This is a genomic window from Frigoribacterium sp. Leaf172 (assembly GCF_001424285.1).
Classification (GTDB): domain Bacteria; phylum Actinomycetota; class Actinomycetes; order Actinomycetales; family Microbacteriaceae; genus Frigoribacterium.
Map to the genome: position 1 here is coordinate 41,765 of NZ_LMPB01000003.1, position 14,311 is coordinate 56,075.

Genomic DNA, 14,311 nt, shown 5'->3' on the forward strand with positions numbered 1-14,311 from the left:
GGGGCCTACTTGAGGATCGCGTCGAAGTTCGCCTGCGCGGACTCGAGGATCGCCGCCGGGTCGCCGGTCTTCAGACCCGACAGCTGCGAGTTGAGATCGGTGATGACGGCGGCCGAGCCGTCCTGGTTCGGAACCCCCTGCGCGAACTCGACCGAGTCGAGGAACGCCGCCTGGTCGGGGTTGTCGGTCTTCCACTGCTCGGCGGCCGACTCGATCGACGGCATCACGCCGAAGTCGTCGGCGAAGGCCAGCTGCTGGTCGGTGCTCGTGAGCTGCTCGACCAGCGCGACCGCCGCCTCCTGGTTGGGGCTGTCGGCGGCGATGCCCCAGCAGTTGGTGAACTGCAGCGTGCCCTGCCCGCCGGGGCCCGCCGGGAGTTCGGCGACCTGGTAAGCGACGTCGGGGTAGTCGGTCGACAGGGCTCCGCCGATCCAGTTGCCCTCGATGGTCATCGCGGCCTGACCGGTGCCGAAGGCCTCGCCGCCCCAGCCGGCGCCGAGGTCGCTCGTGAGCGCCGCGTCGCCGCTGGTCAGCAGGCTCTGGACGTAGGTCAGCGCCTCGATGTTCTCGGGGGAGTCGAGCGTCGCCTCGGTGCCGTCGGCGTTCGTCACCGTGCCGCCGGCCTGCGCCATGAACGCGCCGATGCGGGCGTACTCGGGGCTGAAGGCGAGACCGACGTGGTCGTCGGTGGTCAGCTGCGCGGCCACGTCGGCGAGCGAGTCCCAGTCGGTGGGCACGTCGGCGTCGGTCAGCCCGGCGTCGGCCCACATGTCAGTGTTGATGATGAGGCCGAGGGTCGAGAAGTCCTTCGGGGCGCAGAAGAACTGGTCGTCGACGGTGAAGTTGTCGACGAGCGCCGGGTAGAAGTCGTCGCGGTTCGTCAGACGGTCGCCGTAGGGCAGCAGGCTGCCGTTGCTCGCGAAACCGGCCAGCGCCTCGGTCGACAGGTAGAAGACGTCGGCGGGCTCGCCGGACGCGAAGCCCTGGCTCAGCTGCTGCGGCAGATCGGAGGCCACGCTGACCTCGGCGTCGGTGCCCGAGTCGGACGACCACGCGGCGACGGCGTCGGTGACCGAGGTCGCCTCGGCGTCGCCGCTCGCCGCGATCAGCACGCTGAGGCCGTCGTCGCTCGAGGTGAGCTCGCCCCCGGCCTCGCCTCCGCCGGTCGAGGTGTCGCTGAAGCCGGAGCCGCCGCAGGCCGTGAGCCCGAGGACGGTGATGGTGGTCAGGGCCGCCGTGGCTGCCAGTCGGGTCGTGCGTCGTCGCATGATGGGCCTCTCGTCGCGTCGTTGCGGGGTCGGGTGGTGCTGCGGGTGGTGCTGGTGCCTCGGGTACGGCTCGCGCCGCGCCGTGCTGCCGATCTGTAATTTGATCGATCAAATCCGTGTCGTCACAGTAGGCAGGCACTCCGCCGGGTGTCAAGACCGGAGGCGCGCGCCTGCGCACTCCGGACACCGCCGAGGAGGCGCGGGGCCTGAGGTAACGTGACCGCAGGCCGGTCGTCGGGCGGGCCGGACGGGAGGCGTCGTGGCTGGTGCGGGTGACGCCCCGGGTGCTGCGCCGCGCCTCCTCGGCTCCCGGTCGGCGACGACCCGGATGCCGACGGTCAGCGACGTGGCCTCGTCGGCCGGGGTCTCGCGGCAGACGGTCTCGAACGTGCTCAACTCGCCCGCCGTCGTGCGGCCCGGGACGCGCGAACGGGTCGAGCGCGCGATCGCCGAGCTGGGCTACCGGCCGCACGCCTCGGCCCGTCGGCTGCGGACCCGCAAGAGCTCGACCATCGGCATCCGCCTCGACCCCGTGCAGAACGGGATCTCGGGTGCGGTGCTCGACCGGTTCCTCCACGCCGTGACCGAGCAGGCCGACGCGCGCGGCTACCGGATCCTGCTGTACACGGCGGCGGGGCCGGATGACGAGATCGCCCAGTTCGAGCGCCTGCTCGACGGCGCCGACGTCGACGGGTTCATCCTCACCTCGACCTTCTTCGACGACCCGCGCACCGAGTGGCTCATCGCGGCGGGTGCCGAGTTCGTCACCTTCGGGCGACCCTGGGGGCTCGACGACCGGGGCGACCCCCGCCACCGCTGGGTCGACGTCGACGGGCGGCACGGCGTCGCCGCGGCGACCAGCGAGCTGCTCGGCCGCGGGGCGTCACGCGTCGCCTTCCTGGGCTGGCCGCCCGAGTCCGGCGCCGGCAACGACCGGAGGCGCGGCTGGCGCGAGACCCTCGACGCCGCGGGCGCGCTGTCCGCCGACCGCATCGACGCGCTCTCGCTCAGCGTCGAGGACTCGGTGTCGCTCGGCGCCGACGCCATCAGGGCGCTGCTGGCCTCGGGCGTCGAGATCGACGCGGTGGTGTGCGCCAGCGACACGCTCGCCCTCGGCGCGACGACGGTGCTCGGCGGATCGGTGCCGGTGATCGGCTACGACGACACCCCGGTCGCCGCCGCCCTCGGCCTGTCGAGCGTCGAGCAGCCCCTCGACGAGGTCGCCGCCGCCGCCCTGCAGCTGCTGCTCGACGGCGACGCGGGGGCCGGCGACGAGTCGCTGCACCGGCTGCTCCGGCCGCGGCCGGTCTGGCGCTGAGCGCCGGAGAGCGGGCGCTCTACTTCTTCTTGCGGGGGGTCGCGCCGGTCGAGTTGCGGGCGGCCGAACGGGCCTTGCGGGCGGCGGCGCCGCCCCCGCGGTTGCCCTTCGCCGAACCCGGGGCGCGGGGGGTCTGCTTCGGGCCGGGCTTCGCGGGCTGGGCGTCCAGGCCGCGCTGCACCGCGCCTCCTTCGATCGCCGCTCCCGAGCGGCCCGACGGGCCGGCGTCGGCGCCGAGCGCGCCGCCGGCGGACTCCGACCGGCGACCGGCCGGCTCGAGCGGACGACGCTGCACCGCGGGGCGGATGGGCTCGCCGCGGCGGTCCTGCCCGGGGATGGGGCGCGACCGGCGTCCGTAGAGCACCTCCGACGAGTCGAGCAGCCACGGCACGAGCGAGATCGTCACCCCGTGCACGAGCATCAGACGCTGGCGGATGCGACGGCTCTTGTGGTTGTGCAGCGCCGCCTCCCACCAGTGGCCGACGATGTAGATGGGCGTGTAGACGGTGACGACCTCGCTGCCGTGCTCGTCGCGATGCGCCTTGATGTACTTGATCAACGGCATGCTGATGTCGCGATAGGGCGACGGCACGATGCGCAGCGGCACCTCGATGTTCTGCTCGGCCCACTGCCGCTGCAGCAGCGCCGTGGCGGTGTCGTCGATGCTGACGTGGATCGCCTCGAGCGACTCGTGCCGTGCCGCGATGGCGTAGTCGAGCGCCTTCAGCACCGGCTTCTGCATCGTGCCGACCAGCACGATGGCGTGGTCGCCGTGCGAGCCGAACTGCGTCGTCGCGTCGGGCTCGATCTCGACCAGCACGTCGCGGTAGTAGCGGTTCACGCCGAGCATCAGCGTGAACAGGATCGGCATGATGACGAACACCAGCCAGGCGCCGTGCGTGAACTTCGTCACCGTCACCACGATCAGCACCGACGCGGTCAGCAGCGCGCCGAACGCGTTGATGCCCCGGGCGCGGTACACGGCTCCGCGGTCGGCGCAGCCCTCGCGCAGCATGCGCGTCCAGTGCACGACCATGCCCGTCTGCCCGAGCGTGAACGACACGAACACCCCGATGATGTACAGCTGGATCAGCCCGGTCACGCTCGCCTGGTACACGAGCAGGATCGCGCACGCGACCAGCGCCAGCACGATCACGCCGTTCGAGTAGATCAGCCGGTCGCCGCGGGTGTTCAGCGCCTTGGGCGCGTACTGGTCGCGGGCGAGGATCGACCCGAGCAGCGGGAACCCGTTGAACGCCGTGTTCGCCGCGAGCAGCAGCACCGCCGCCGTGCAGGCCTGGATGACGTAGAAGGGGATGCCGAAGAACGCGCCGCCGAACACCGACGCGGCGATCTGCGCGATGAGGCTGCGCTGCGGCGTGCCCTCGCAGTCGACGAAGCCCTGCAGATCGCAGGCGTCCTCCGCGTAGTGCACCTTCGCGATCAGGGCCACCGCGACGAGACCGGCGAACAGCACGATCGCGATGCCGCCCATCAGCACGAGCGTCTTCTGGGCGTTCTGCACCTTGGGGCGGCGGAACGCGGGCACGCCGTTGGCGATCGCCTCGACGCCGGTCAGAGCCGAGCAGCCGCTCGAGAACGCGCGCAGCAGCAGCAGGATGAACGCCGCCTGCGTCAGCTGATCGGCCTGCACCGTGTACTCGGCGCTCTCGGCCACGGGCGGGTCGCCGAGGGCGGTGCGCACCAGCGCGATGACGATCATCACGAAGACGCTCGACACGAACAGGTAGGTCGGCACGGCGAACGCCTTGCTCGACTCGCGGACGCCCCGCAGGTTGACCGCCGCGAGGGCGATGACGAAGAAGATGGCGAGCTCGACCCGGATCGGCGCCAGCTCGGGCACCGCCGAGATGATGTTGTCGACGCCCGACGCGACCGAGACGGCCACGGTCATGACGTAGTCGACCAGCAGCGCCGACGCGACGACCAGGCCGGCCTTCTCGCCGAGGTTGCGGTGCGCGACCTCGTAATCGCCGCCTCCCGAGGGGTAGGCCTTGATCAGCTGCCGGTACGACGCGACCACGACGAGCAGCAGCACGACGACCGCCACCGCGACCCACGGCGCGAGGGTCAGGAACCCGAGACCGCCGATCAGCAGGATCATCAGCAGCTCCTGCGGGGCGTACGCCACCGAGCTGAGCGGGTCGCTGGCGAAGATCGGCAGGGCGAGATGCTTGGGGAGGAGCTGCCCGTCGAGCTTCTCGGAGGGCAGCGGTTCGCCGATCAGCCAGCGCTTCGGCGACCGGGTGTCGTTGGTCACGAGCGGCGACTCTACTCCGTGCCGAGGGCCTGTCAACCACAGCGACGGCCGGGATATTCCCCGGTCACGCGCCGGTTCACCGAACCGTCCCGTTCTGTCTGCGCGCAACGGCCAGCGAGGCGGGCCCGAGCCGAGGAGGCGCGGGTCAGGTCGCGACGGCCACCGGCGTCGATCCCGTCGTCGCCGCCACCGCCCGCCGACGTGCGAAGAGCGGCAGGGTGATCGCGACCAGAGGGCCGATCAGGAGGGCCTCGGCGGCCGTGCCGATGCCGACCTGCCCGCCGAGCAGCCAGCCCGCGGCCAGGACCGTGACCTCGATCGCCGTGCGGGCCACCCCGACCCGCCACCCGAGGCGCCGGTGCAGACCGAGCATGAGGCCGTCGCGGGGCCCCGGGCCGAAGTCGGCCCCGATGTAGAGGCCGCTCGCGACGGCCAGCAGCAGCAGTCCGCCCGCGAAGGTCAGCCCCTGCGCCCACCAGACGCTCTGCTGCGGCAGCACGTGCAGCCCGAAGTCGGCCACCGGGCCGATCGACAGCGTGTTGGCGACCGTGCCGAAGCGCGGCCGTTGCCTGAGCGGGATCCAGAGCAGCAGCACGACGAGGCTCGTCAGGAACGTCACGAGCCCGAAGCTGAGCCCCGTGTGCTTCGAGAGCCCCTGCGTCAGGACGTCCCAGGGCGCGACCCCGATGCCGGCACGCACCATCAGCGCGATGGCGAAGCCGTAGGCGAAGAGGCCGACGGCGAGACGGAGGAGGCGGTGGATCAGGGGCATGACAGCGATCCAATCGTCGATGTGGCCTGGTGGCAAGAGTCCAATCGACCTAGGGTGGCACCGTGACCCACATCGACCCCGGTGCCGCCTCCGTCTCCGCCCGCGCTCTGGGGGTGCTGCTGGACTCGTGGCGCGCCTCCTCGGCTCCCGGGTATCTGGCGCTCGCCGACCGCATCCGGCTCCTCGTGCTCGACGGGCGGCTGCCGGTCGGCACGCGCCTGCCGTCCGAACGCGACCTCAGCGCGCACCTCGGCGTCAGCCGCACCACGGTCGCCGCCGCCTACGCCGCCCTGCGCGACGGCGGTCACATCGACAGCGTGCGGGGGAGCGGCAGCGTCGTCCGGCTGCCGACCCGCATCGCCCTGCCGCGACCGACCTCGACCGAGGGGCTGCTCGACCTCACCAAGGCCGCCCTGCCCGCCGCCGAGGGCATCGCCGAGGCGGCCCAGCGCGCGGCCGGCCGGCTCGGCGCGTACCTCGGCGACTCGGGCTACGACCAGATCGGCAGGCCCGTGCTGCGCGAGGCCATCGCCGAGCGGTACCGCAGGCGCGGGCTCGAGACGAGCGCCGACCAGATCGTCGTCACGCTCGGGGCGCAGCACGCCATCGCCCTGCTCGCCCGCGTGCTCGTCGGCCGCGGCGACCGGGCCGTCGTCGAGGCGCCCGGCTACCCCCACGCGTTCGAGGCGCTGCGGGTCGCCGGGGCGCGACTCGTCCCCGTCAGCGTCACCGTCGACGGCGGGTGGGACGAGCCGGCGCTGATGCAGACGCTCCGCCGCACGAGCCCGCCGGTCGCGTACCTCATGCCCGACTTCCACAACCCGACCGGCGCCACGATGCCCGCCGAGCAGCGGGCGCGCGTGCTCGAGGCGGCGGCGGCCGAGGGGACGATCGTCGTGGTCGACGAGACGATGGCGGAGCTGGCGATCGACGGGGTCGGTGCAGGTGCTGGTGCTGCTGCCGGGCGGCCCTTGCCGATGGCGGCGTACGGGCGGGCCGTGTCGATCGGGTCGGTCGGCAAGTCGCTCTGGGGCGGGCTGCGCATCGGCTGGATCCGCGCCGACCGGCCGCTCGTCGACCGCCTCGTCCGAGCACGCTCGGCCGGCGACCTCGGCACCCCCGTGCTCGAGCAGCTCGTCGTCGCCGAGCTGCTCGCCGACCTCGACACCGTGCTGGAGGCGCGGGCCGCGCACCTGAGACGAGGTCGCGACCGCGTCGTCGCCGGCCTCCGCAGCGCGTTCCCCTCGTGGGACGTCCCGTCGCCCGCGGGCGGGCTCAGCACCTGGGTCGGACTCGGCGCGCCCGTCAGCTCGCAGCTGACCCTCGCCGCGCGCCGCGAGGGCCTGCTGCTCGCGGCCGGGCCCGTGTTCGGCGTCGACGGCGCGTTCGAGCGGTTCCTCCGCGTGCCGTTCTCGTACGGCGAGACCGAGACGGACCGCGCGCTCGCGGCCCTGCGCTCGGCGTGGGACGGCATCGACGGCGTGCAGGCGCCGGCCTCGCCGCTGCTCGCCGAGGTGGTCTGAGGGTCGCCTGGTCGGAGCCGCCCCGCACCTCCTCGGCTTCGGTCGATCCCGTCCACAGGCGGGTATGAGGGGGCCGCCAGTTCCCAGAGAGAGTGGTGACAATGGGAGGCGCGGTGGACGTCGTGCACCGCGCCTCCCTCTCTCTCCTCTTGACCACCGGAGTCCCGTGCATCTGCTGTCCGTCTTCAGTCTCCGCAACCGCGCACTGATCGCCCTCGTCACGATCGTCGTCGCCGTCTTCGGCGGGGTCGCTCTCACGTCGCTGAAGCAGGAGCTGGCGCCCAACGTCCAGTTCCCGCAGATCGCCATCGTCAGCTCGTACCCGGGGGCCACGCCCGAGGTCGTCAACGACGACGTCTCGACGCCGATCGAGCAGGCGGTGCAGGTCATCCCGGGGCTGGAGGGCACCACCGCGACGTCGAGCACCTCGACCAGCACCGTCTCGGCGGAGTTCACCTACGGCACGGACCTCGACAACGCCGAGCAGAAGATCCAGTCGGCGATCAACCGGCTGACCCTGCCCGACGCCGTCGACACCCAGGTCGTCACCGGCAGCCTCGACGACCTGCCGATCATCCAGATCGCCGTCACCGGGTACGACGACTCCGACGCCCAGCAGCTCGTCGACCGGCTGACGAACACGACCGTGCCCGACCTGCAGAAGCTCGACGGGGTGCGCGAGGCCTCCATCTACGGCGACGCCGGGCAGCGCGTCACCATCACCCCCGACCGCGATGCGCTCGCCGCCGCCGGTCTGACGACGCAGGCGTTCCAGGACGCCCTCGACGCCAACGGGCAGCTGATCCCCGGCGGCACCATCACGCAAGACGGACAGACGCTGTCGATCCAGGCCGGTCAGCGCATCACGAGCGCCGATCAGGTCGCCGCCCTGCCGCTGCTCGGCGGCAGCTCCGCCGTCACCGTCGACGACGTCGCCGACGTGGCGCTGACCTCGGCGCCGGTCACCTCGATCAGCCGCGTCAACGGCGAGCCCGCCCTCACGGTCGCGGTCACGAAGACGCTCGACGCCAACACGGTCGACGTCTCCGAGACGGTGCGCGACGCGATCCCCGCCCTCGCCACCGACCTCGGCGACGGCGTCGACCTGACCGTCGTCTTCGACCAGGCGCCGTTCATCCAGCAGTCGATCGACAGCCTCGCGACCGAGGGGCTGCTCGGCCTCGTCTTCGCCGTGATCGTCATCCTGGTGTTCCTGCTGTCGATCCGATCGACGATCGTCACGGCCATCAGCATCCCCACCAGCGTGCTCATCACGTTCATCGGGCTGCAGGCGGCCGACTACACGCTCAACATCCTCACCCTCGGCGCCCTCACGATCGCGATCGGCCGCGTCGTCGACGACAGCATCGTCGTCATCGAGAACATCAAGCGGCACCTGACCTCGGGCGCCGACCGGCTGCAGGCCATCACCGTCGGCGTCCGCGAGGTCGCCGGCGCCATCACCGCCTCGACCGTCACCACCGTCGTGGTGTTCCTGCCGCTCGCGTTCGTCGGCAACATCACCGGCGAGCTGTTCCGACCCTTCGCCCTGACGGTCACCATCGCCCTCGTCGCCTCGCTGTTCGTCGCCCTGACGATCGTGCCCGTGCTGGCGTACTGGTTCCTGCGGGCGCCGAAGACGCACAAGCACGCAGGTGCCGCGGGTGCGGGCTCCTCCTCCGGGGCCGAGGCGGTCGAGGTGCTGACGACCCGCGCCTCCGACCCCTCCGCCGGGGCGCCCCTCGACCGTCTGCGCCGGGTCTACGTGCCGGTGCTGCGCGGCACCCTGCGTCGGCCCGTCGTCACGATCGTCGTCGCCGTGCTGATCCTCGGCGGGACGGCCGCGGCCGTGCCCTTCATGAAGACGAACTTCCTGGGCGCGAGCGGGCAGAACACGTTCAGCGTCACCCAGACGCTCGCCCCGGCGACGAGCCTCGACGCGCAGTCCGACGCGGCCACCCAGGTCGAGGAGGCGCTCGACGGCGTCGACGGCATCGAGACCGTGCAGCTGACCATCGGGTCGAGCGGCACCTCGATCGCCAGCTTCTTCGGCGGGACGGGCGACAGCACCGTCACCTACTCGATCACCACCGACGAGAGCGCCGATCAGGACGCCCTCCAGGCCGACGTGCGCGACCGGCTCGACGGGCTGGGCGACGTGGGCGACATCGAGGTCACGGCCTCGAGCGGATTCGGCACGAGCAACGACATCTCGATCGACGTCTCGGCGCCCGACCCCGAGACGCTGCAGTCGGCGACCGACACGGTGCTCTCGACCGTGCGCGATCTGCCCGGCACGGCCGAGGCGAACTCGAACCTCGCGTCGGCCCAGCCGATCATCGGCGTGCAGATCGACCGCGACGACGCGGCGGCGCTCGGCCTCAGCGAGGTCGCGGTCGGCGCCATCGTGTCACAGGCCGTGCAGCCGCTGCAGGTCGGCTCGATCGAGATCGACGACAGCTCGATCGACGTCTACACCGTCGCTCCGACGCCCCCGGCGAACCTCGACGAGCTCCGCGCCGTCGAGGTGCCCGGCCCCACCGGGCCGGTGCGCCTCGACTCGATCGCGACGATCGACGAGACCACGGGGCCCACCTCGGTCACGACCGCCGACGCCGTCCGCACGGCGACCGTCACCGTCACCCCGTCGGGCGACGACCTGTCGACCGCCAGCACGGAGGTGACCGACGCGCTCGCCGGTCTCGACCTGCCCGCCGGCGCCGACACCGAGATCGGCGGGGTCACGGCCGACCAGGCGAACGCGTTCTCGCAGCTCGGCCTGGCCGTGCTGATCGCGATCCTGATCGTGTACATCGTCATGGTGGCGACGTTCCGCAGCCTGCTGCAGCCGTTCCTCCTGCTGGTGTCGATCCCGTTCGCGGCGACCGGTGCGATCCTGCTGCAGATCGCCTCGGGCGTCCCGCTCGGCGTCGCCTCGCTGATCGGCGTGCTGATGCTCGTGGGCATCGTGGTGACGAACGCGATCGTGCTCATCGACCTGGTGAACCAGTACCGCACCCGCGGTCTCCGCGTGCGCGAGGCCCTGCTCGAGGGCGCGTCGCGGCGGTTGCGGCCGATCCTCATGACGGCGACCGCGACGATCTTCGCGCTGCTGCCGATGGCGCTCGGCATCACCGGCCACGGCGGGTTCATCTCGCAGCCGCTCGCGATCGTCGTCATCGGCGGGCTCGTGTCGTCCACGGTGCTGACGCTGGTCGTGCTGCCGGTGCTGTACTACCTGGTCGAGGGTGCGCGCGAGCGCCGTGCGGAGCGGCGCGCCGCCGCGTAGGCGGCGCGCGGCCGGGGCGCCGGGGCAGGTTCTGGCCGAGAAGGGACGACGCGCTTCGCGGCCGCAGCGCGTTTCGTCCCTCTCAGCGCATTTCGCCTGGCGGGCCGGGCGGGGCCGGGCCGGGCCGGCGGGAGTGAGACGGTGTACGGGGGGCTTTTGCCGGAGGCGCGGGTCGGGTATCGTCGTCTGGTCGGCTCAAGACACCGCGCCTGTGGCGCGACTGCACCGCCCGCTCGTCACGACGGGGGTGCGCATGAGGGTTTGTAAGTCTTGTGGGCCGGATTCCCGTCGGATCTCGACGGGATGAATTCACGATTGTGAATGGTCCTGGTCAACGGCTGCCCGGGTATTTCTTCGCGTCATCCGCAAGCCCGGAAAGAAACTCATGCCTCCTTACGACAAGACGCCCTCGCGCGCCAGCAGCACCGGCGGAGCCCGCGGCAACGGCTCCAAGAGCCCCAAGCACCGCGGCCACCGCGCCGAAGAAGCCGGCGCCCCCGAGCGCAAGCAGCGCTGGAACTCCGACTCGCGCGCCGAACGCCGCGGCGACGCCCCGCGCGCCGGCGCCGGCCGCCCCAACTGGGAGCCCCGCGAGAAGACCGGCAACAGCCGCTTCGCCCCCCGCGACCACGACGCCCGCAACGGCGAGCGCGGCCGTGACGGCGGACGCGACGCCGCCCGCGGCTGGGGTCGCGACGGCGGCAAGGAAGCTGCTCGCGCCGGCCGCGACGGCCGTCCGTCGCGCGGCTACGACCGCACCGACCGCCCGGCCCGCGACGACCGCGATCGCGCGCCTCGTTCGTACGACCGCGACGACCGTCCGCCCCGCGGCGACGACCGCGCCCCCCGTTCGTACGACCGCCCGACGCGCACCGACCGTCCGGCACGCGACGACCGCGCGCCTCGTTCGTACGGCCGCGACGACCGTCCGGCCCGTGGCGACGACCGCGCCCCCCGCTCGTACGACCGCCCGACGCGGAGCGACCGTCCGGCTCGTGACGACCGCGATCGCGCACCGCGCTCGTTCGACCGCGACGATCGCGCCCCGCGCTCGTACGGCCGCGACGACCGCACCGATCGCGCCCCGCGCTCGTACGACCGCAACGACCGCGCCGACCGCCCGGCCCGCACCGATCGCGCACCGCGCTCGTTCGACCGCGCCGATCGCGACTCGCGCACCGAGCGTCCGAGCGACTTCTACCCGAAGCGCGCCGGCGCCGGCTACTCGCCCGAAGACGACGTCAAGCTCGAGAAGCTCAAGGCCGAGGTCGTCACGGCGGCGGACGTCGAGGGTGTCAGCTTCGGCGACCTGGGTCTCGGTGACAACATCGAGCGTCAGCTCGCCTCGATGGGTGCCGAGGCGCCCTTCGCCATCCAGGCGGCGACGATCCCCGACGTCCTGAAGGGCCGCGACGTGCTCGGCCGCGGCCGCACGGGCTCGGGCAAGACCATCGCGTTCGGCGCCCCGCTCGTCGAGAAGCTCATGGAGAACAACGGCGCCAAGGGCCGCAAGCCGGGTCGCAAGCCCCGCGCGCTGATCCTCGCCCCGACGCGTGAGCTCGCGATGCAGATCGACCGCACCGTGCAGCCCATCGCCCGCTCGGTCGGCCTCTTCACCACCCAGGTCTACGGCGGCGTGCCCCAGGCTCGCCAGGTCGGTGCGATCAACCGCGGCGTCGACATCATCATCGGCACCCCCGGCCGCATCGAGGACCTCATCGACCAGGGCCGACTCGACCTCAGCGAGGTCGTCATCACGGTGCTCGACGAGGCCGACCACATGTGCGACCTCGGGTTCCTCGAGCCCGTGCAGCGCATCATCCGCGAGACCGCTCCGGTCAAGCGCGACGGCTCGCGCGCCCAGAAGCTCCTCTTCAGCGCCACCCTCGACAAGGGCGTCGCGAAGCTCGTCGACGAGTTCCTCGTGAACCCGGCCGTCCACGAGGTCGCCGGCGAGGACCAGGCCAGCGCGACCATCGACCACCGCGTCCTCGTCATCGAGCAGCGCGACAAGACGGCCGTCATCGAGCAGCTCGCCTCGGGCGAGGGCAAGACCCTCGTCTTCGCCCGCACCCGCGCATTCGCCGAGCAGCTGGCCGATCAGCTCGAAGACGCGGGCATCCGGTCGACGAGCCTGCACGGCGACCTGAACCAGGCCCGCCGCACCCGCAACCTGCAGATGCTCACGAGCGGTCGCGTCAACGTGCTGGTCGCGACCGACGTCGCCGCCCGCGGGATCCACGTCGACGACATCACCCTCGTCGTGCAGGCCGACATGCCCGACGAGTACAAGACCTACATGCACCGCTCGGGTCGCACCGGTCGTGCGGGCAAGCAGGGCACCGTCGTGACGCTGATCACGCGCCCCCGTCGCCGCCGCATGGAGGAGCTGCTCGACCGCGCCGAGATCGAGGCCGAGATGATCGAGACGCGCCCCGGCGACCGTCTGATCGACCAGCTCGCCGCCGCCAAGGCGTAGGCGGAGCGCAGGAGCCGAGGAGGCGCGGGTCAGGTACCCGCACCTCGTCGGCTTCTGCGTTCCCCAGGCCCTTACTGCGGGTTCCCGTCATGCGCGGCGGGTCGGCGCCGACCCGCCGGCGACGACGGGCACCCGCCGCAGCACCCCGAACCGCGGTCAGCGACCGTCCGGACGCTCGGTCAGCGGCGGTCGAGCAGGCCGCGCACGTACGACGCCTGGCCGATGTGCTGGCTGCAGTCGCCGAGGATGCTGACGAGGCGGGCGCCTGCGGTGACCGGCGGCTCCCACTGCTCGTCGACCACGTCGGCGTACGACGCGGGGTCGAGGTCGTCGAGGTAGCCGCGGGTCCGCAGCGTCACGGCCTCGAGGTAGCCGATCAGCAGGTCGGCCTCGACCCGGACCTCGCCGGCCTCGGCGGCGCTCTGCCCGTAGCCCATCTCGCCGGGCGCGAAGGGCAGCCCGAACGTCTCGGCCCAGCCGTCGGCCGTCCAGACCTGCTCGCTCGCAGCGAGATCGGCGATCTGGACGTCCTGCCCGCGGGCTGTGTGCCAGACCAGCCAGGCGATCGTGTTCGCCTCGGGATCGGGTCGCCAGGCGAGGTCGTCGACCGTCAGACCGGAGACGGCGTCGCGGGCGATGGCGGGGAGGCGGTCGAAGGCCTCGATGAGAACGTCGGACGGAGTCATCGACCCAGGCTACGAGGAACGACGCGGCGGCGTCCGGGGGACGGCGCCGGGCTGTGGGCTCAGAGCACCTCGTCGAGCCCGCTCCCGGCGCGGACCCGCAGGGAGTCGGCGAGCGAGTGCAGGGCGATGGCGAAGAACTCGAGGTAGTGGGGGTCGACCGCCTCGCGGAACGCCGCGCGGTACACCGCCGCCACGTCGGCGATGGCCTTCTCGCCTCGCGGGGCGAGCTCGAGCACGGTGCTGCGCCGGTCGGTGGGGTGGTCGGACCGGCGGACGTACCCGGCGGCGTCGAGACGATCGATCAGGCTCGTGGTGGCACCCGTCGACAGGTCGATGTGCTCGGTCACCATCTTGGGCGTGACATCGGCGGCACCGGCCAGGAACACGAGGGCGCGGATGTCGGTGACGCCGAGACCGAGCTGCGAGGCGACGATCTTCATCACCGCCGTGTTGCTCTGCTCGAGTCGTCCGAAGGCGATGATCGCCGCCGTCACGTCGACCTCGCCGTGCGGGTCGAGGGGCGGAGCCGCACCGCGGGCGGGCTGGGGCGAGACATCGGTCATCGGGGGAGGCTGCTCCTCGCAGTACGTCGCGGCATGCGCCACTCGTTCATTCAACAAGTATCTCGGTCATCAAGATACCCCCCTCACTGGGGACTTCTCTCCGCTTGCGAGCGATTCGATACGCAAGTATCT

The 14,311-nt window shown here is 72.2% G+C and carries 9 protein-coding genes; 4 read left to right on the forward strand and 5 right to left on the reverse strand.

The window, feature by feature from the left end; genetic code table 11:
- Positions 1-5: 5 nt before the first annotated feature.
- Complete coding sequence (locus tag ASF89_RS11800) at positions 6-1,268, reverse strand: extracellular solute-binding protein (protein ID WP_055815036.1); 1,263 nt, start codon at positions 1,266-1,268, stop codon at positions 6-8.
- Positions 1,269-1,596: 328 nt separating this feature from the next.
- Here ASF89_RS11800 and ASF89_RS11805 point away from each other — a divergent pair, with 328 nt between their 5' ends.
- Positions 1,597-2,586 carry a LacI family DNA-binding transcriptional regulator gene (locus ASF89_RS11805; RefSeq protein ID WP_055795072.1) on the forward strand — a complete coding sequence of 330 codons (990 nt, stop codon included), beginning with the start codon at positions 1,597-1,599 and terminating at the stop codon, positions 2,584-2,586.
- A 19-nt stretch (positions 2,587-2,605) separates the two neighbouring features.
- Here ASF89_RS11805 and ASF89_RS11810 read toward each other — a convergent pair whose 3' ends face one another.
- Together ASF89_RS11810 and ASF89_RS11815 are read right to left on the reverse strand one after the other, a co-directional pair.
- Positions 2,606-4,867: an APC family permease gene (locus ASF89_RS11810; protein ID WP_082489982.1), complete on the reverse strand. Its 2,262-nt coding sequence runs from the start codon at positions 4,865-4,867 to the stop codon at positions 2,606-2,608.
- Between the two features lie 145 nt (positions 4,868-5,012).
- Positions 5,013-5,639 carry a YitT family protein gene (locus ASF89_RS11815; RefSeq protein WP_055815039.1) on the reverse strand — a complete coding sequence of 209 codons (627 nt, stop codon included), beginning with the start codon at positions 5,637-5,639 and terminating at the stop codon, positions 5,013-5,015.
- Positions 5,640-5,701: 62 nt separating this feature from the next.
- Between ASF89_RS11815 and ASF89_RS11820 the strand changes: the two genes are divergently transcribed.
- The 3 genes from ASF89_RS11820 (at position 5,702) to ASF89_RS11830 (ending at position 12,930) form a co-directional block, all read left to right on the forward strand.
- Positions 5,702-7,162, forward strand: a complete 1,461-nt coding sequence (locus tag ASF89_RS11820) for a PLP-dependent aminotransferase family protein (RefSeq protein ID WP_235484112.1) — start codon at positions 5,702-5,704, stop codon at positions 7,160-7,162.
- A 166-nt stretch (positions 7,163-7,328) separates the two neighbouring features.
- Entirely contained in the window at positions 7,329-10,451 is a 3,123-nt protein-coding gene (locus ASF89_RS11825) for an efflux RND transporter permease subunit (RefSeq protein ID WP_055815043.1), read from the forward strand.
- 385 nt (positions 10,452-10,836) lie between these two features.
- Positions 10,837-12,930 (forward strand): DEAD/DEAH box helicase, encoded by a 2,094-nt coding sequence (locus tag ASF89_RS11830; protein WP_055795078.1) that lies wholly within the window; start codon positions 10,837-10,839, stop codon positions 12,928-12,930.
- 179 nt (positions 12,931-13,109) lie between these two features.
- Here the strand turns inward: ASF89_RS11830 and ASF89_RS11835 are convergent, their stop codons facing one another.
- Together ASF89_RS11835 and ASF89_RS11840 are read right to left on the reverse strand one after the other, a co-directional pair.
- Entirely contained in the window at positions 13,110-13,616 is a 507-nt protein-coding gene (locus tag ASF89_RS11835) for a DinB family protein (RefSeq protein WP_055815046.1), read from the reverse strand.
- Positions 13,617-13,675: 59 nt separating this feature from the next.
- Entirely contained in the window at positions 13,676-14,179 is a 504-nt protein-coding gene (locus tag ASF89_RS11840) for a MarR family winged helix-turn-helix transcriptional regulator (RefSeq protein WP_055815049.1), read from the reverse strand.
- Positions 14,180-14,311 lie beyond the last annotated feature (132 nt).